At 57.3% G+C, this 17987-nt stretch carries 14 protein-coding genes and 1 pseudogene; 8 read left to right on the top strand and 7 right to left on the bottom strand.

What is annotated here, in order from left to right; all coding sequences use genetic code 11:
* Positions 1-101: 101 nt before the first annotated feature.
* On the top strand, positions 102-827 hold the full coding sequence (locus L2I46_RS11515; RefSeq protein WP_077255383.1) for an SDR family oxidoreductase: 726 nt from the start codon (positions 102-104) through the stop codon (positions 825-827).
* Here L2I46_RS11515 and L2I46_RS11510 read toward each other — a convergent pair.
* Positions 824-2005, bottom strand: coding sequence for an MFS transporter (locus L2I46_RS11510; RefSeq protein ID WP_044524332.1), 1182 nt, complete (start codon positions 2003-2005; stop codon positions 824-826). The genes L2I46_RS11515 and L2I46_RS11510 overlap by 4 nt on opposite strands.
* A gap of 73 nt (positions 2006-2078) precedes the next feature.
* Between L2I46_RS11510 and L2I46_RS11505 the strand changes: the two are divergent.
* Positions 2079-2991, top strand: a pseudogene (locus L2I46_RS11505) (LysR family transcriptional regulator).
* 97 nt (positions 2992-3088) lie between these two features.
* Here the strand turns inward: L2I46_RS11505 and L2I46_RS11500 are convergent.
* Complete coding sequence (locus L2I46_RS11500) at positions 3089-3262, bottom strand: YfgG family protein (protein ID WP_017900441.1); 174 nt, start codon at positions 3260-3262, stop codon at positions 3089-3091.
* Between the two features lie 370 nt (positions 3263-3632).
* On the opposite strand from L2I46_RS11500, the gene L2I46_RS11495 reads away from it, so the two are divergent.
* Entirely contained in the window at positions 3633-5861 is a 2229-nt protein-coding gene (locus L2I46_RS11495; RefSeq protein ID WP_236947874.1) for a sensor domain-containing phosphodiesterase, read from the top strand.
* 54 nt (positions 5862-5915) lie between these two features.
* Here the strand turns inward: L2I46_RS11495 and ppx are convergent, their stop codons facing one another.
* The 4 genes from ppx to purM all read right to left on the bottom strand — a co-directional run bounded on the left by ppx (position 5916) and on the right by purM (position 11367).
* A complete protein-coding gene (gene ppx / locus L2I46_RS11490; protein WP_004201914.1) occupies positions 5916-7448 on the bottom strand; it encodes an exopolyphosphatase in 1533 nt (510 codons plus the stop codon).
* A 3-nt stretch (positions 7449-7451) separates the two neighbouring features.
* The gene (gene ppk1 / locus L2I46_RS11485) at positions 7452-9512 is read right to left on the bottom strand and encodes a polyphosphate kinase 1 (protein ID WP_002913838.1); all 2061 of its coding nucleotides are present in this window, start codon (positions 9510-9512) and stop codon (positions 7452-7454) included.
* Positions 9513-9691: 179 nt separating this feature from the next.
* Positions 9692-10333 carry a phosphoribosylglycinamide formyltransferase gene (gene purN / locus L2I46_RS11480; RefSeq protein ID WP_032453705.1) on the bottom strand — a complete coding sequence of 214 codons (642 nt, stop codon included), beginning with the start codon at positions 10331-10333 and terminating at the stop codon, positions 9692-9694.
* Entirely contained in the window at positions 10330-11367 is a 1038-nt protein-coding gene (gene purM, locus L2I46_RS11475) for a phosphoribosylformylglycinamidine cyclo-ligase (protein WP_004201922.1), read from the bottom strand. Before purM ends, purN begins: the two co-directional genes overlap by 4 nt.
* 263 nt (positions 11368-11630) lie before the next feature.
* Between purM and bglK the strand changes: the two genes are divergently transcribed.
* From bglK to L2I46_RS11450, 5 genes are all read left to right on the top strand, one after another.
* Complete coding sequence (bglK, locus tag L2I46_RS11470) at positions 11631-12524, top strand: beta-glucoside kinase BglK (RefSeq protein WP_023290623.1); 894 nt, start codon at positions 11631-11633, stop codon at positions 12522-12524.
* A 9-nt stretch (positions 12525-12533) separates the two neighbouring features.
* Positions 12534-13964: a 6-phospho-beta-glucosidase gene (locus tag L2I46_RS11465; protein WP_023290622.1), complete on the top strand. Its 1431-nt coding sequence runs from the start codon at positions 12534-12536 to the stop codon at positions 13962-13964.
* 226 nt (positions 13965-14190) lie between these two features.
* Positions 14191-14817 carry a uracil phosphoribosyltransferase gene (gene upp / locus L2I46_RS11460; RefSeq protein WP_004201927.1) on the top strand — a complete coding sequence of 209 codons (627 nt, stop codon included), beginning with the start codon at positions 14191-14193 and terminating at the stop codon, positions 14815-14817.
* A gap of 86 nt (positions 14818-14903) precedes the next feature.
* A complete protein-coding gene (gene uraA / locus L2I46_RS11455) occupies positions 14904-16190 on the top strand; it encodes a uracil permease (RefSeq protein WP_023290621.1) in 1287 nt (428 codons plus the stop codon).
* 98 nt (positions 16191-16288) lie between these two features.
* On the top strand, positions 16289-16990 hold the full coding sequence (locus L2I46_RS11450) for a DnaA inactivator Hda (protein ID WP_020947395.1): 702 nt from the start codon (positions 16289-16291) through the stop codon (positions 16988-16990).
* Here the strand turns inward: L2I46_RS11450 and L2I46_RS11445 are convergent.
* The gene (locus tag L2I46_RS11445; RefSeq protein ID WP_057216576.1) at positions 16987-17898 is read right to left on the bottom strand and encodes an Rpn family recombination-promoting nuclease/putative transposase; all 912 of its coding nucleotides are present in this window, start codon (positions 17896-17898) and stop codon (positions 16987-16989) included. The two genes, L2I46_RS11450 and L2I46_RS11445, sit on opposite strands and share 4 nt — an antisense overlap.
* Positions 17899-17987 lie beyond the last annotated feature (89 nt).

Below are 17987 nucleotides of genomic sequence, written 5' to 3'. Positions count from 1 at the left end.
ACAGTGCGATACATTCCGCGCATGCGAAGGGCTGTATCTGCTGGCATGGTGTCTGCAGAGGCACCCGGGTGGGTGCTACAGCAAACAGGAGAATGACCATCATGAATCACGAAAAGGTAGCGTTGATTTTCGGCGGCGCGCGCGGTATCGGGGCGGCCATTGCGGCGCGACTGGCGCACGAGGGCTATCGGGTTGCCATCACCTGGGTATCACGCCCGGATCGGGCGCAGGCGCTGGTCTCAACGATTGAGCAACGGGGCGGTCAGGCGATAGCCATTGAAGCCGACAGCGCAGACCCCAGGGCTATCCAGGCCGCGGTGGATAAGACATTACGGCACTACGGCAGGCTGGATGTCGCGGTGGTAAATGCGGGCGTGCTGCGTCTCGGTACCCTTGAGGCCTATTCGCTGGACGATCTGGATACCACCCTGGCCGTCAACGTGCGTGGTGTCTTCCTTGCCATTCAGGCGGCGGTTAAGCCGATGGCGGAAGGGGGGCGTGTGATCACCATCGGCAGTAATACCGCGGTGCGTACCGGCCATGTGGGCAGTAGCGTGTATGCCATGAGTAAAGCGGCTGTCGCCTCAATGGTGCAGAACCTTGCGCTGGATCTGGCGCCACGGCGCATCACGATTAACAACATCCAGCCGGGGCCCATCGCCACCGATATGACTGCCGGAATGGCGGAGCAGATCGTCGGGCGCATTCCCTTGCAGCGTATGGGCGAACCGGACGAAATCGCCTCGCTGGCGGCCTGGCTTGCCGGTGAATCGTCCGGCTACATGACGGGTACAAGCCTGACCATCGACGGCGGCTTTGTGCTCTAGTCGCTAAGGGCAGGGATACCCTCAGCCTGGTGCGATGCCTGCCCCTTGACGATAGCCACCGCCAGTACGGCAATCAGCAGCGTTAACCCCCACGACAGCCACATCGCCCCGATCGTCCCTAAAGCCCGGTTCAGCCACGCATAGGCCAGCGGGGAGGCCGCCGCCATCAGCTGGGCCGGGATCAGCAGCACCCCGGTGCGTCTGGCGTACGCTTCAGGGGCAAACAACTGCAGCGGCAGCGTGGCTTTGACGATGGTCACCAGCCCGTTAATCGCCCCGTAGCCCAGCACAAAACCGGCGGCTGACCAGAGAAAAAGCGAGCTACTCAGGCCGAGCATAAAGCACACCGGCATAGCCAGCGCGGTAAGCAGCGTCAGGCGAAGCGGGGTGAGCCCCGCCCCGGCCACCACCTCCAGAAACCGTGCACCAGTCTGTCCAACGCCCCATAACATGCCGACGGCAACCGGCAGACCGACGCTTATGATAAATTCCGGCAGATGGGTGGAAGTGCCATTAGAGACAAAGGTGATCAGCGCGATAAACGCGGCGTACAGCCAGCCGTTTCGCCGATCCCGTACCGCGGCAGGGGCGGCGGGTTTATTGACGATAAAGCCTGTTTTATTGGGTAGCGACAGGGTTAACGCGGCGCTTAGCAAGCCGAACAGGGCATAGATCAGCAGTGCTTCCCGCCAGCTCATGGCCGCGAGCAGAGCCTCCCCCAGCGGCCAGAACACCACCGAGGCCAGCCCACCCGTCAGGGTTATGCGGGAGATCGTCCGTCGCGCCTGCTTGCCGTAGAGATTAACCAGCGCGGCAAACAGCGCGTCATACAGCGACAAACGCATGCCGATGCCGGTCAACAGCCAGGCGCTGTACCAGGCGACAAGTGAGTGTGCGTCAGCCATAAGCAGACAACCGACGGCGAGCAGCAGGGAGCCTGCCATCACCACGCGTTGCCCGCCAGCACGCGACAGCAGCCGGGCGACAAACGGCGAGAGGGTGGCCATCACCAGCATGGCGAGCGTCAGGCCTGAGTAGATTTGTGGGGATGACCAGCCGGTATCTGCCGACATCGCCCCGGCAAAGGTGCCGGGCATATAAAAAGAGATACCCCAGTTGATCAGTTGCTGAGCGCCCGCCGTGAAGGCGAGGCGTCGGGGAATAGCCGGTGTTTCCATGGTATTTCATTCCGTTAAGACAGTTGTCCTGAGCATACCCGGCAGGCTATTGTTCTGGCAGAGCGGCCACCTTATGCGCGGTATAAGAGAAACTTTGCATGACAACACTGAACCTGGGAAACCTGGCGACCTTCCGGCTGGTCGTACAGCGCGGCAGCTTCTCCGCCGCCGCCGACGCGCTGGGGATCTCCCAGCCTGCCGTTAGCCTGCAGGTGCGTCAGCTGGAGCAATTTTTACAGACTCGGCTGCTGGAGCGCACCGGGCGTGGGATCAAGGCGACGGCGGCGGGAATGGCGCTGCTGGCCCACAGCGAGCAGATCGATCGGGCGGTGAATAGCGCGGTGCAGTCGGTCAGCGCATTTAGCCAGGAAGTTAATGGCTCGTTGACGCTGGGGACCGGCGCGACGGCCTGCATTCATCTTCTTCCGCCGCTTCTGCAGCATCTTCGTCAGCAGCACCCGCTGCTGACGGTGGGGGTGACCACCGGCAACACGCTGGATATCGTCCGGGCGGTGGAGGAAAACCGGCTCGATCTTGGACTGGTTACCCTGCCCGTGCAGGGGCGCAGTCTGGCAGTGACCGCAGTGGTTGACGAGGAGTTCGTGGTCATTCATCCCAGCCACGAGGCGGGGATCCCGGCGGTGTGCACCCCTGAAGCGCTGCAGGCGCTGCCGCTCATTGCCTTCGAGGCGGGCAGCGGCACGCGGGATCTGATTGACCGCTGGTTCCGTTCGGCGGGCCTGGCGGTCACGCCGGTGATGCAGCTGGGAAGCATCGAGGCGATCAAACGCATGGTGCGGGCCGGGCTGGGCTACAGTATTGTGCCCCGCATGGCGGTGGAGCAGGCGGAGGATCGCTGTGGCTTAACGGTACATTCTCTGGCCCCGTCGCTGTACCGTCAGCTGGCGGTTGTCATGCGTCAGGATAAAGTGATTACCAAAGGAATGGCGGAAATGCTGCGACTGCTACAGGCCGTGCGCTTATAAATCGCCAGCAGCAACATATGCCTCGTCAGGGATAGAGTCTCGAAAACGGGCGTCTCTGACAGCGGTTGGGGGCGCACCCGGCATCGGGCTCAACGGGTTACTCGCGGGCGGAAGGCTCGACGGTGAGCGTTGACTCCTGCGACGCTTTTTTATCCTGGTGATGGTACCAGGCGCCAATGGAGGAGTAGACAAAGCGTCCAAAGAAGAAGAGAAAGCTGATAAGCAGTACGATACGGGTCATGCGACGGTTAAATCGATGTCGTTTACGCATACTGGGTGCCTGACTCACAAAAGGTTCCTTGAAGTATACCCGAAGATGGGCGATGGGGGTATTAAGGCACAGGAACGAGGTGGGGTCAATTGATGCAGATGTAAAAGTGCGGCAGTGAAAACATTAATTAATGTTATATAAGATAATCGGCGTATTTACATGCTCACTTTATTAGCCAGGGAAAGGTGAAAAAATAAGTTTTATTAATGTTGGTGTCAGCATTTGTTGATTTATATCAACAGCCTCATTCTCTTGGCCACTAAAATCAGCGGACGTTACCGTATCGTAATTACTTATGCGGTCAGCATGGGGTGGTTGGATGCCTGCCTGAATATGCCTCGCAGGATCAGAGGCTCTCTGTAGAGCACCTATGAATTTATTAAAATACTATCAACAATATCGCGACAAATGGTGGGCCTTACCGCTTCTCCTGCCTGTGCTGTTATTACCCCTTGCCAGAGGGATGAATACATATACCGTGCTGAATGGTCACATGGTTTATCTTTATTATCTTCCCCTGGCGCTGGTGCTCAGCCTGATGATGTTTTTCGGCTGGGCGGCGATCCCCGGTATTATCGTTGGCCTGCTGCTTACGCTGGCCCGGGGCATGACGCCGGAACAGGCCTTTGGCGTACTGTTCCATTTTCTGATCCCCTGCGTACTCTGCTGGGGCGGATACCGCATCTTTGTTCCCCAACGGCAGCAGGTATCGCACGGTAACGTCAGACTGATGCCGCATCGTTTGTTCTGGCAAATGCTGCTCCCTTCGGTCATTTTTCTGATTCTGTCGCAGATCGCCGAGTTTCTGGGGCTGCATCCGCGCACAACGGAGATGACCGGCGTCTCGCCATTTAGTTTACGGTCGTTAATCACCTTTCAGGCGCTGATGGTAGGGTGCCTGACCGGCGTGCCCTTATGTTATTTACTGCTGCGGGTAATTCGTAATCCTTTTTATTTACGCGGATTTATTTCTCAGGTTCGCTTACAAATTGATCCAAAAATAAAAAAAATTGAAATCATCAGCTGGGTGGCGATATTAATCCTGCTGCTGGGGCTATTATTGATGCCGCTTAATGATAGCAGCACTATATTCAGTACAAATTATACATTATCCTTACTGATGCCGGTGATGCTGTGGGGGGCGATGCGTTTTGGCTATCGCTTTATCTCGCTGATTTGGACGCCGGTACTGATCGCCGTGATCCATTTTCATTACCGTTATTTACCCATTTATCCAAGTTATAACACTCAGCTGGCGATCACTTCGTCAAGCTATCTGGTGTTCTCGTTTATTGTCGCCTATACGGCGATGCTGGCGACACAGCAGCGGCTGATCTACGCCCGCGTCCGACAGATGGCCTTCCTCGACCCGGTGGTACATATGCCGAATTTGCGGGCGCTGAGCCGGGCGCTGAACGGCGCGAGCTGGTCGACGCTCTGTTTTTTGCGTATTCCTGAGCTTGAGCTGCTGGGCCGCCACTATGGGGTGCTGTTGCGCATTCAGTATAAGCAAATGCTGGCGAATCACCTGCGTGCGCTGCTGCAGCCGAACGAAGCGGTATATCATCTTGCCGGTCACGATTTAGTGTTTCGTCTCAACAGCGAAGGGCACCAGGCGCGCATTCACTTAATTGAGCGCTCCCTGCGACAGTTCCGTTTTTACTGGGACGGGGTCCCCCTGCAGCCGCGGATCGGCATGAGCTATTGCAACGTCCGCTCGCCGGTGAAGCATCTGTATTTGCTGCTTGGCGAGCTGAACACGATTGCCGACATGTCGCTGGCCAGCGGCCATCCGGAGAATTTGCAGCGCCGCGGCGCCGGGCATGTCCAGCAGGATCTGAAAGACAAAGTGGTGATGATGAACCGCATCCTCAAGGCGCTGGAGCAAGACCATTTTGTCCTGATGGCGCAGCCTATCCAGGGCATTCGCGGCGACAACTACCATGAAGTGTTGTTGAGGATGAAAGGGGAGTCGGGGGAGCTGACGGGGCCAAACGAGTTCCTGCCGGTGGCGCACGAGTTTGGGCTGTCCACGCGCGTGGATCAGTGGGTCATTGAGCACACCCTGGCCTTTATGGATGCCAACCGGCGGGCGCTGCCCGGTCTGCGGCTGGCGATCAACCTCTCTCCGGTCTCGCTGAGCCGCAGTCAGTTTCCCGAGGAGGTGGAAAATCTGCTGCAGGCCTATAACATTGAGCCATGGCAGATTATCTTCGAGCTGACCGAAAACTATGCGCTCAGCAACCCCGAGCTGGTTTGCCAGACATTAGAGCGTCTGCGGGCGCTGGGCTGCCGGGTGGCGATCGATGATTTTGGTACCGGCTACGCCAGCTATGCGCGGTTAAAAACGATGAACGTCGATATTCTTAAAATCGACGGCAGCTTTATTCGCAATCTGCTCGCCAGCAGTCTTGATTACCAGGTGGTGGACTCTATCTGTCGTCTGGCGCGGATGAAGAACATGCAAGTGGTGGCCGAATATGTCGAGTCGCCGGAGATACGCCAGGCGGTCATCGCGCTGGGGATAGATTATATGCAGGGCTATGATATTGGCGTTCCGGTACCTCTGGCGCAGCTGGCGGAGGGGATGAGCGCCTGAAGCGGTAAAAAGCCGGGCGCGATGGCCCGGCTCGAATGCTATCCACAGAGGCGATCAGGCGTCTGGCTCTTCTTCCGCAATTTTCAGCAGCCACTCCGGCACACCTTCCCAGTACTGCTGCTCTTTTTCCAGATCCAGCAGCACCAGCGCATTCTGGCTAAACCAGTTGTGCGGGAAGGTCAGCGTCCAGTGGTGAGCTTCCGTCTGCAGCCGTAGCGTCGGCGGCGTGGTGGTGGCCTGACGCTGGTTATTCAGCAGCACGCCGAGGCGCAGCAGCTGGATCAGCGGCAGAAACTGCTTTTTCCTGAACAGCGTAAAGCGCGGCAGGTCGTCGAGTTTTATCGCTTTGCGATGATAGCGCACCAGCGTGGCCATCAGCATCTGCTGCTCCTGGTTGAAGCCCGGCAGGTCGCTGTTCTGCAGAATGTAGGCCGAGTGGCGGTGCATGCCGCTGTGGTTAATATTCAGGCCCACCTCATGGAGCATCACCGCCCACTTCAACAGCGCCGCGAGGTGTGGATTGGCCAGCTTCGGATTCTGCTCCTGCCACTGCTCCAGCATAAGGGTGGTGGTTTCCAGCACCCGGCGCGCCTGTTCGCGATCGATGTTGTACTGATTCGCCAGACTCTGCGCCGTGCGGCTACGAATATCCTGGTGGCGGAAACGGCCTTCCATTTCGTACAGCACGCCTTCACGCAGCGCGCCATCAGACAGACGAAGCTCTTTAATGGCTAATGCGTCAAACACGCCGCACAGGATCGCCAGCCCCGGGGCAAAGACCGCTTTACGGTCTTCCGAGAGGCCGGGCAGGCTGAGCGCGTCGAAGTTTTTATGTTTCAGCAGCTCACTGACCAGCATTTCGAGGCGTTCCGGCGTAATAAACCCGTCCTTCTCGCCCATAGCCACCAGCACTTCCTGGGCGGCTTTAATGGTGCCGGAGGCGCCCAGCGCCACGGTCCATCCCTGAATACGGAACTGCCAGGCCAGGGTTTCCAGCTTTTGCACCGCCGCCAGGCGAGCGCGCTGAAAATTTTCCTTATTGATCGTCCCGCCCGGGAAGTAGGCCTGGGAGAAACTCACGCACCCCATGCGGCGGCTTTCCACCAGGCGGGGCTCAAAATCTTCACCGATGACCAGCTCAGTCGAACCGCCGCCGATATCAATCACCAGCTTACGGCCGCGCTCCGGCTGCGTGTGCTCCACGCCCATAAATATCAGGCGCGCTTCTTCATTACCGGAGATGATCTCGATCGGGTAGGGGATCACTTTTTCCGCGCGTTTAAGAAACTCCGCCGCATTGGTCGCCTGACGCAGCGTATGCGTCCCGACGATGCAGACGCTGGAGGGAGAAAATCCCTGCAGGCGTTCGGCAAACAGCGACAGGCAGTTCAGCCCGCGGGTCATGGCTTCTTCGCTCAACACCGAGTTTTCATCGAGGCCATCGGCCAGATGTACGCGCTGTTTCAGGCGTCCGATGATCTGCATGGCGCCGTCGACGACACGGGCGATCACCATATGAAAACTGTTCGAACCAAGGTCAACCGCAGCGAACTCCTGCGGTCGAGGGGTTTTTTCGTTTATTGGCATAGGTTAGTCGGGTTGTTCGAGTGATTTGAGATAATCGTAAATCGCCATCTGAGCGCGCACTTTACGGCGATTGCCGCGCGGCACATAGCGATTACTCAGTTCTTTATCAAGATAGCGCGCTTTTACCGTATCGTTGAACAGGATATCAAAAATATCCAGCACCCGCTGTTTCAGGCGCGGGTCGAGCAGCGGAGCGGCAACTTCGATACGATAATCGATATTACGCGTCATCCAGTCGGCAGAGGAGAGCCAGACCTGCTTATCGCCACCGTTTTCAAAACAGTAGACCCGGTCGTGCTCGAGGAAACGGTCCACAATGCTGATGACGCGAATATTTTCGCTGATGCCTTCCAGACCGGGGATCAGCGAGCACATGCCGCGGATCAACAGGTTGACCGGCACACCGGAGCTGGAGGCGGCATACAGTCTGTCCACCAGCCCTTTGTCCACCAGGTTGTTCAGCTTCAGGGTAATACCGGACGGTTGCCCGTTCTGCGCATTAGCGATCTCGCGGTCGATCATCTCATACAGCAGACGACGCGAGTTCTGCGGCGACACCAGCAGGTAATCGAAGCTGACCGGGCGGTAGGGGTTTTCAATAAAGTTAAACACCCGGCGGACTTCATTGGTAATGCGCGCATCGGCGGTTAACAGCGAATAGTCGGTATAGATCCGCGCGGTCTTCTCGTTGAAGTTACCGGTGCCGATGTGGGCGTAGCGCACCACCTCATCGCCTTCTTTACGCGAGATAAGAAACAGCTTGGCGTGGATCTTCAGGCCCGGCGCGGAGAAGATCACGTGAACGCCCGCTTCCGTCAGGCGCTTCGCCCAGTGAATGTTGGCCTCTTCGTCAAAACGCGCCTGCAGCTCCACCACCACGGTGACTTTTTTACCGTTGTGGGCGGCGTGGATCATCGCGTCGATGATGCGCGAATCCTTGGCCACGCGGTAGATGTTGATTTTGATCGCCAGTACGCTGGGGTCGAACGAGGCCTGGCGAAGCAGCTCCAGCACATGCTCAAAAGTATGATAGGGGTAGTAGAGCAGCACATCGCGTTCGCGAATGGCGTCGAAGCCGTTGCGGAATTTATCAAACCACAGATGACGCAGGCGCGGCATAGGTTTATTGACCAGATTGGCCTTACCCACGTTCGGGAAGCCGATAAAGTCTTTAAAGTTGTGATAGCGGCCGCCCGGCAGCATTGAGTCATAGTTGGAGATGGAGAGCTTATCGCGCAGCATTTCGACCATCGCGTCCGGCATATCGCGCTGGTAGACGAAGCGAACCGGCTCGGCGGTCAGGCGCTGTTTCAGGCTGGAGGACATCAGCTCCATCAGGCTCGACTCCATCTCATGCACCAGATCGTATTCGGCGTCACGGGTCATTTTCATCGAGTAGGCGTTCAGCGCATCGTAATCAAAGAAGCCTTTAAAGATGTCGTCCAGGCAATAGCGCAGAATGTTATCCAGCAGGATCATTGGCTTACGGCGACGAGGCGCTTCCGGCGGCAGGTTTACGAAGCGCGGGACCTTATCCGACGGAATTTCCAGCAGGGCATAGTTGATGTTTTCCCCGCGGATAATCTCCACCGCCAGATAGGTGTAATCATCTTTCAGAAACTGCACGAGGTCCGTTTCGCGGTTAATCAGGATCGGCGAGATATGCTGGCGCAAATACTGTTTAAAGTAGTTGCGCAGCCAGGCCTGCTGATTGACGGACAGCTGACGCTCATTGATCAGGAAGATCTGGTTGCGCGCCATCTCCAGCAGCAGTTCGTTATACAGACTATCGAATTCCTGATCGGCCTTCAGAACGCGGGCCTGGATTTTGCCTAACAGGTGGCGAGAATGGGCGGTACTGCCTTGTTCTTCACTGATAATAATCCGGCGCTTAAGCTCAGCGAAGCGCACTTTGTAAAACTCATCAAGGTTGTTGGAGTAGATCCCTAAGAAGCGCATGCGCTCAATCAGCGGGTTACTCTTGTCCGCCGCTTCCTGCAGCACGCGCTCGTTAAAAGACAACCAGCTGAGTTCTTTTTCGATGTATAGCTTTTCCTGGCCCATTACCGCTCACACTCCGTTTTACTCACAGGACGTAGACTATTATGACGAATTTTTCTGCATAGCGATTTACTGTGTCACAACTATATGACAGTAAGAAGAATTATTTCTGTGAGATGTTTGATTAATAAACAATTTTAATTAAAAAAAAGCCCCGCGATGGCGAAAGGCGGGGCTGTTGTTCATTCTTCAGCGGCATAGCCCTGGGGGGGAAGCTGTCGTTCATCCAGCCAGGCGTGGTTGCCCTCCATGCGCAGACGTCCCTCAACGAACCAGCTTATCACCAGCGGATAAATGGCATGTTCCTGGGTCTGAACCCGCGCCGTGACCTCTTCCTCGCTGTCGCCAGCAAAGACCGGCACTTTGGCCTGCAGGATAACCGGACCGCCGTCCAGCTCGTCGGTGACGAAGTGCACCGAGGTCCCATGCTCCTCGTCACCGTTTTCCAGCACCTGGCGATGGGTATGCAGGCCAGGATACTTAGGCAGTAACGAAGGGTGGATGTTTAGCAGACGTCCCTGATAGTGGCTGACGAAGGCGGGGCTAAGGATACGCATATAGCCCGCCAGCACCACCAGATCCGGGGCGTAGGCGTCAATTTCATGCATCAGCTGACGATCAAACGTTTCCCGGTCGGCAAACTGACTTTGCGCCAGCGCGTGGGCCGGGATCCCGGCCGCGCGCGCGCGCTCAAGGCCGAACGCATCGGCCTTGTTACTGAATACCGCACGCAGGGTGCCGTTTATCTGTTTCCGGCCGCAGGCGTCGATGATCGCCTGCAAATTACTGCCGCTACCGGAAATCAGCACCACAATGTTTTTCATGCAATGACCACACGCTGTTCGGAATCGGAGGCTTTGATATACCCGATTTTCCACGCGTTTTCACCTTTCTCGTTCAGCAGGGCAATGGCCTTGTCTGCTTCTGCAGCCGGCAGGGCGATAACCATCCCCACGCCGCAGTTAAAGGTACGGTACATCTCATGCTGGCTGACGTTACCGGCGGTTTGCAGCCAGTTGAAGACGGACGGCCACTGCCAGGAAGACTCATCAATCACCGCCTGGGTGTTGTCCGGCAGCACGCGCGGAATATTTTCCCAGAAGCCGCCGCCGGTCAGATGGGCGATGGCGTGGACGTCAACGCTGGCAATCAGGTCGAGAACCGATTTCACATAGATGCGGGTCGGCGCCAGCAGATGGTCGGCCAGCGGTTTGCCGTCAAGGTCGGTGGTCTGCGGGTCAACGCCGCTAACTTCAATAATCTTACGCACCAGCGAATAGCCGTTAGAGTGCGGGCCGCTGGAGGCCAGCGCCACCAGCACGTCGCCGTCAGCGACTTTGCTGCCGTCGATGATTTCTGATTTTTCCACCACCCCGACGCAAAAACCCGCCACGTCGTAATCTTCGCCGTGGTACATCCCCGGCATCTCTGCGGTCTCACCGCCCACCAGCGCGCAACCGGACTGCAGGCAGCCTTCGGCGATGCCGTTGATGACGCTGGCTGCGGTATCGACGTCCAGTTTACCGGTGGCGTAATAATCAAGGAAAAACAGCGGCTCAGCGCCCTGAACCACCAGGTCGTTCACGCACATGGCGACAAGGTCGATGCCGATGGTGTCGTGACGCTTCAGATCCATTGCCAGACGCAGCTTGGTACCGACGCCGTCGGTGCCGGAGACCAGTACCGGCTCGCGGTATTTCTGCGGCAGTGCGCACAGCGCGCCGAATCCGCCCAGTCCACCCATCACTTCCGGGCGACGGGTTTTCTTCACCACGCCCTTAATACGGTCGACGAGAGCGTTGCCTGCATCAATATCCACGCCGGCATCTTTATAGCTGAGAGAGGTTTTGTCGGTCACTGCGAAGTCTCCACGCGTTTGCGGTAAGCAAGAAAAATCGGCGCAATTCTAACAGGGAAAGCAAACGTTTGCGAGCCTGCTTTACAGTCGGCGTAAAACCGTTGGCGGATGGTCAAATTTGATACTGCTCACGAAAATGAAACCGGGTACAGCCTTGTGCTTGCCTCAGTGCCAGGGAATCCTCATCATACGAATGAAACCGGTTTCTGTGGTTGGCCGCCGTGTGGATCACCGGTGCATTATGCTCGACAGGGGAGGGATGAATGAAGATTGCGGCATTTGATATCGGCGGCACCGCGCTAAAGATGGGCGTCATGACCCGCGACGGCAGGCTGCTGGAAACCGCGAAGCAGTCAATCAATGACAGCGATGGCGATCATATCTTACAGACCATCCTGTCGTGGCTGGCGGCCCACCCGTCGTGCGAAGGTATAGCCATCAGCGCGCCGGGCTATGTCGATCCGCACAGCGGCTTTATCACCATGGGCGGCGCTATCCGTCGATTTGACAACTTCGCCATGAAATCGTGGCTCGAGACGCGAACCGGGCTGCCGGTCTCGGTGGAAAACGACGCCAACTGTGTGCTGCTGGCCGAGCGCTGGCAGGGCAAAGCGGCGGAAATGGCCAATTTTCTGGTGCTCACTATCGGCACTGGCATCGGTGGAGCGATTTTTTGCCAACATCAGTTGATCCACGGGGCGCGTTTTCGCGCCGGTGAGTTCGGCTATATGCTTACCGATCGTCCTGGCGGACGCGATCCCCGTCGCTACTCGATGAATGAAAACTGCACCCTGCGGGTGCTTCGCCATCGCTATGCGGAACATATTGGCGCGCCGCTGGATAGCGTCACTGGCGAAATGATTTTTGACCGCTACGACGCCGGCGACCCGGTTTGCCAGCGTCTGGTCGCCGAGTTCTTCAATGGCCTGGGCCATGGCCTTTATAACCTCGTCAATATCTTCGATCCGCAGACTATTTTTATCGGCGGCGGCATTGTGGAACGCCCAGGATTTCTGACGCTGCTGCGCCAGCATCTGGCCTGGTTCGGCATTGCCGACTATCTCGATACCGTCAGTCACGGCAATGATGCCGGCCTGATTGGCGCGGTTTACCATTTCAATCAGCACTATCGTTCGCCTGGCGACGATCGACCTTAGGGAGAGATTATGTCCGGATTTAAAGAAGGTTTTCTGTGGGGCGGCGCGGTGGCGGCGCATCAGTTAGAGGGCGGCTGGCAGGAGGGGGGCAAGGGGGTCAGCGTGGCGGATGTCATGACCGCCGGCGCCCACGGGGTGCCGCGGGAAATCACCGATGGCGTGGTAGCGGGGAAAAACTACCCGAACCATGAGGCGATCGATTTTTATCATCGCTACCCGCAGGACCTGGCGCTGTTTGCCGAAATGGGCTTTAAATGTTTCCGCACCTCGATTGCCTGGACGCGTATTTTCCCGCAGGGCGATGAACAGGAGCCGAACGAGGCTGGCCTGCAGTTTTATGACGATCTGTTCGACGAATGTCTGAAACACGGTATTGAACCGGTCATTACGCTGTCGCATTTTGAAATGCCCTATCACCTGGTCACCGAGTACGGCGGCTGGCGTAACCGCAAGCTGATCGACTTTTTCGTGCGCTTCGCCAGGGTCGTCTTCACCCGCTACCAGCATAAAGTGAAGTACTGGATGACCTTCAACGAGATCAACAACCAGGCCAACTACCATGAGGACTTTGCCCCCTTCACCAACTCCGGTCTGAAGTATGTGCCGGGTGAAGATCGGGAACCGGTTATGTACCAGGCCGCACATTATGAGCTGGTGGCCAGCGCCCTGGCGGTGAAAGCGGCGCGCGAGATCAACCCTGCTCTGCAGATAGGCTGCATGATCGCCATGTGTCCCATCTATCCGCTGACCTGCGCGCCGGACGATATGATGATGGCGATGAACGCCATGCACCGCCGGTACTGGTTCACCGACGTCCACGTGCGCGGCCGCTATCCGCAGCATCTGCTCAACTATTTTGCCCGCCGCGGCTTTAGCCTGGACATGACCGAAGCCGATCGTCAGGCGTTAACCGAAGGCTGTGTCGACTACATCGGCTTTAGCTACTATATGTCCTTCGCCACCAAAGCCACCGAAGATAACCCATTGCTCGATTATGATGAAACCACCAGCCTGGTCTCCAACCCGTACGTGAAAAAGTCGGACTGGGGCTGGCAGATAGATCCGGTCGGCCTGCGCTATTCGCTGAACTGGTTCTGGGATCACTATCAGCTACCGCTGTTTATTGTCGAAAACGGTTTTGGCGCGATCGATGTTCGTGAAGCGGACGGCAGCGTGGATGACCAGTACCGTATCGATTATCTCTCCGCCCATATCGCGGAGATGAAAAAGGCGGTGGTCGAAGATGGTGTTGACCTGATGGGCTATACCCCGTGGGGCTGTATCGATCTGGTTTCCGCCGGCACGGGGGAGATGAAAAAACGCTACGGCTTTATCTACGTGGATAAAGATAATGAAGGCAACGGCACGCTGGACCGCAGTAAGAAGAAGTCGTTCGACTGGTATAAGAAGGTGATTGCCAGCAACGGGGAGCAGCTATAATTTCCCGATGGCGCTGCGCTTATCGAGCCTGCGTGGTTTCCAGTCCGGGTAAGCGTTAGCGCCGCCCGGCAGAACCCCGCGCTAAAACCGGAGCCTCGTCTCCGGTTTTTTTGTCTCTAAATCACTTTGCTTGATATACGTCAAGCAAGATGGGTATGGCCTAATCCGAAAAAAGCGGTATAATCCCGCGATTTTTTTTGTGGCTGCCCCTCAGAGGAGAAAGAGAATGAAGATTGTGGAAGTCAAACACCCACTCGTCAAACACAAGCTGGGCCTGATGCGCGAGCACGACATCAGCACCAAACGCTTCCGTGAACTCGCCTCAGAAGTGGGCAGCTTACTGACTTATGAAGCCACCGCCGATCTGGCAACCGAGAAAGTGACCATCGAAGGCTGGAACGGCCCGGTGGAAGTTGAGCAGATCAAGGGCAAGAAAATTACCGTCGTGCCTATCCTGCGCGCAGGCCTCGGCATGATGGAAGGGGTGCTTGAGCACGTGCCAAGCGCGCGTATCAGCGTGGTGGGTATTTATCGCAATGAAGAAACCCTCGAGCCGGTACCTTACTTCCAGAAGCTGGTGTCCAACATCGATGAGCGTATGGCGCTGGTGGTTGACCCGATGCTGGCCACCGGTGGGTCGATGATCGCCACTATCGATCTGCTGAAAAACGCCGGCTGCACCAGCATCAAGGTGCTGGTGCTGGTGGCGGCGCCGGAAGGGATTGCCGCGCTGGAGAAAGCGCACCCGGACGTTGAGCTGTATACCGCCTCTGTCGATAAGGGACTGAACGAGCACGGGTACATCATTCCCGGTCTCGGCGATGCCGGCGACAAGATCTTTGGTACGAAATAATCGAATAACGATAAATAAGCCGACTTTGAGAGTCGGCTTTTTTTTGAATAAAACACACATAACTAACCATCTCAGAGGAAAACACTATGACGCGCCGTGCTATCGGGGTGAGTGAAAGACCGCCGCTTTTACAGACTATCCCGCTTAGTTTGCAGCATCTGTTTGCCATGTTCGGCGCAACGGTGCTGGTGCCAATCCTGTTCCACATCAACCCGGCCACCGTGCTGCTGTTCAACGGTATTGGTACGCTGCTGTACCTCTTTATCTGTAAAGGCAAAATCCCGGCGTATCTGGGATCGAGTTTCGCCTTTATCTCTCCGGTGCTGCTCCTGCTGCCGCTGGGCTATGAAGTGGCGCTGGGCGGTTTCATTATGTGCGGCGTGCTGTTCTGCCTCGTCTCCTTTATTGTCAAAAAAGCCGGTACCGGCTGGCTGGATGTGATGTTCCCCCCGGCGGCGATGGGGGCCATCGTGGCGGTTATCGGTCTGGAGCTGGCAGGCGTGGCGGCCAATATGGCCGGGCTGCTGCCAGCCGACGGCCAGTCACCGGACAGCAAAACCATTATTATCTCGATGGTAACCCTGGCGGTGACGGTGTTTGGTTCGGTCCTGTTCCGCGGCTTCCTGGCGATTATCCCGATCCTGATTGGCGTTCTGGTGGGCTATGCGCTGTCGTTTGTGATGGGCGTGGTTGATACCACCCCGATCGCCGAAGCGCACTGGTTCGCGCTGCCAACCTTCTACACGCCGCGTTTTGAATGGTTCGCCATCTTCACCATTCTGCCCGCTGCGCTGGTGGTGATTGCCGAGCACGTCGGTCACCTGGTGGTGACGGCCAATATCGTCAAACGCGATCTGATCCGCGACCCGGGCCTGCATCGTTCGATGTTTGCCAATGGCCTGTCGACGATCATTTCCGGCTTTTTCGGCTCGACGCCTAACACCACCTACGGGGAAAATATCGGCGTGATGGCGATTACCCGCGTCTACAGCACCTGGGTTATCGGCGGCGCGGCGATCATTGCGATTCTGCTCTCCTGCGTCGGCAAACTGGCGGCGGCGATCCAGATCATCCCGGTGCCGGTGATGGGCGGCGTGTCGCTGCTGCTGTACGGGGTGATCGGCGCCTCGGGGATCCGCGTACTGATTGAATCGAAGGTGGATTACAGCAAAGCGCAGAATCTGATCCTCACCTCCGTGATCCTGATCATCGGCGTCAGCGGTGCCAAAGTGCACATCGGCGCCGCTGAGCTGAAAGGGATGGCGCTGGCCACCATCGTGGGTATCGCGCTCAGCCTGATTTTCAAGCTTATCAGCGTCCTGCGTCCGGAAGAGGTGGTTCTCGACGCCGTGGATAGCGAAGAGGTTAAATAACGATCGCCTGACCGGGCGGCGATCCCGCCCGGTTCTCTCCTGACCTAAATCTGTGATAAACTCTTCGCGTTTTTCTGTAAGCCTATGTTGAGGTCCATCTGAACGCACCGGCACAGCTCTCTTTGCCACTGTATCTTCCTGACGACGAAACCTTCGCGAGTTTCTGGCCGGGTGATAATCCTTCTCTACTTGCTGCCCTCCAGAACGTACTGCGCCAGGAACACAGCGGGTATATTTATATCTGGTCACGTGAAGGGGCGGGTCGCAGCCACCTGTTACACGCCGCCTGCGCCGAGCTTTCCCAGCGCGGGGATGCCGTGGGCTACGTGCCGCTGGATAAACGCACCTGGTTTGTGCCGGAGGTGCTGGAGGGGATGGAACAGCTGGCCCTGGTCTGCATCGATAACATCGAGTGCGTCGCCGGGGATGAGCCCTGGGAAATGGCCATCTTTAATCTCTACAACCGGATCCTGGAATCAGGTAAAACCCGGCTGCTGATCACCGGCGATCGGCCGCCGCGGCAACTGAATCTTGGTCTGCCGGATCTTGCCTCGCGGCTTGACTGGGGGCAGATCTATAAGCTGCAGCCGCTGTCGGATGAAGACAAACTGCAGGCCCTGCAGCTGCGCGCCAGACTGCGCGGCTTTGAGATGCCGGAGGACGTGTGCCGCTTCCTGCTGAAGCGGCTGGATCGCGAGATGCGCTCGCTATTTATGACCCTCGATCAGCTGGATCATGCCTCGATTACCGCTCAGCGCAAGCTGACGATCCCCTTCGTGAAAGAGATCCTTAAGCTCTAGTCCGCCTGCGGAGTCAGTTCCTCCTCCGTCAGCCCGGTCAACCGGGCGACCAGGTCGCGCGCCAGGCCACTGTGTAGCATAGCGGCGGCGATACGCTGCGCCTCTTCTTTCCGGCCTTCCTGACGGCCCTGCGCCAGGCCCCGCTCCAAACCCTGCTGTTCCAGATATTCCGCAATTGTCATCAACGTCTCCTTGTGCTGCGGCGTACGTAACGCCAGCTCGCGAATGAACTTGATCGGCTCTCGCGCGTTGCCTGCCTGCACCAGATAGTGCATCAGGGCTTGTACCTGCGATTCCGTCGCCAGACCAGTCAATAATAATTCGCTCAGTTTGTCGAGGAGCTGCGCCAGATCGCGTTGTCGAATATGTTTTTGCAGTAACTCCAGCGTCGCCATGCGCTGGTGGGTGGCAATGTCGTCATCCGGAATGACGGTAATGTCCGCCAGCGGAAACGCCCCGTGATAAAGGTGGCCGGCCAGCTCCGGAGCGACGAATTCATCGAGCCAGCGCAGTGAGAACGGGTAGGGGCTTACCAGACCGTGGTAGAAGAGAACAGGGATCACCAGCGGCAGCCGATCGTGGCCGGCATCAAGGTGGCGCTGCATGGCGGCGATGGCGTAGCGCATCAGACGAAAGGCCATATGCCGGTCGGGCGTGCTCTGGTGTTCGATAAGCGCATAAATATAGCCGTCTCCCGCCGTGGTTTTCAGGGAATACAGAATGTCGGCGTAAAAGGGACGCAGATCGTCTTCGACAAAATGCCCGGACTCGAGATGCAGCGTACGCAGATCGCACACTTTAAGCAGCGTCTCGGGCAGGTACAGCCGCAGAAAATCGCGGGCGGTATCAGGGTGGGAGAGATAGGTCTTAAATACGGCATCGTGAGGCGTTGAGGTTGGTTTTTTCATGTTCATCCGTCCAGTGGATTGAGCGTTAGATGAACAGTAGCACTGCAAGACGGGCGGGAGGGATTGGCGTGGAAGATCTGGAATCAGCT

Source organism: Klebsiella sp. 2019SCSN059, assembly GCF_021739525.1.
Lineage (GTDB): Bacteria > Pseudomonadota > Gammaproteobacteria > Enterobacterales > Enterobacteriaceae > Klebsiella > Klebsiella quasipneumoniae.
Note: the sequence above shows the minus strand (reverse complement) of the source record. Positions and strands in the feature narration are given on the sequence as shown.

What these genes read in the sequence shown, in the direction of transcription:
- L2I46_RS11515 (WP_077255383.1), top strand. Translation starts at nt 102, where the DNA reads ATGAATCACGAAAAGGTAGCGTTGATTTTCGGCGGCGCGCGCGGTATC.
- L2I46_RS11510 (WP_044524332.1), bottom strand. Translation starts at nt 2,005, where the DNA reads ATGGAAACACCGGCTATTCCCCGACGCCTCGCCTTCACGGCGGGCGCT.
- L2I46_RS11500 (WP_017900441.1), bottom strand. Translation starts at nt 3,262, where the DNA reads ATGCGTAAACGACATCGATTTAACCGTCGCATGACCCGTATCGTACTG.
- L2I46_RS11495 (WP_236947874.1), top strand. Translation starts at nt 3,633, where the DNA reads ATGAATTTATTAAAATACTATCAACAATATCGCGACAAATGGTGGGCC.
- ppx (WP_004201914.1), bottom strand. Translation starts at nt 7,448, where the DNA reads ATGCCAATAAACGAAAAAACCCCTCGACCGCAGGAGTTCGCTGCGGTT.
- ppk1 (WP_002913838.1), bottom strand. Translation starts at nt 9,512, where the DNA reads ATGGGCCAGGAAAAGCTATACATCGAAAAAGAACTCAGCTGGTTGTCT.
- purN (WP_032453705.1), bottom strand. Translation starts at nt 10,333, where the DNA reads ATGAAAAACATTGTGGTGCTGATTTCCGGTAGCGGCAGTAATTTGCAG.
- bglK (WP_023290623.1), top strand. Translation starts at nt 11,631, where the DNA reads ATGAAGATTGCGGCATTTGATATCGGCGGCACCGCGCTAAAGATGGGC.
- L2I46_RS11465 (WP_023290622.1), top strand. Translation starts at nt 12,534, where the DNA reads ATGTCCGGATTTAAAGAAGGTTTTCTGTGGGGCGGCGCGGTGGCGGCG.
- upp (WP_004201927.1), top strand. Translation starts at nt 14,191, where the DNA reads ATGAAGATTGTGGAAGTCAAACACCCACTCGTCAAACACAAGCTGGGC.
- uraA (WP_023290621.1), top strand. Translation starts at nt 14,904, where the DNA reads ATGACGCGCCGTGCTATCGGGGTGAGTGAAAGACCGCCGCTTTTACAG.
- L2I46_RS11445 (WP_057216576.1), bottom strand. Translation starts at nt 17,898, where the DNA reads ATGAAAAAACCAACCTCAACGCCTCACGATGCCGTATTTAAGACCTAT.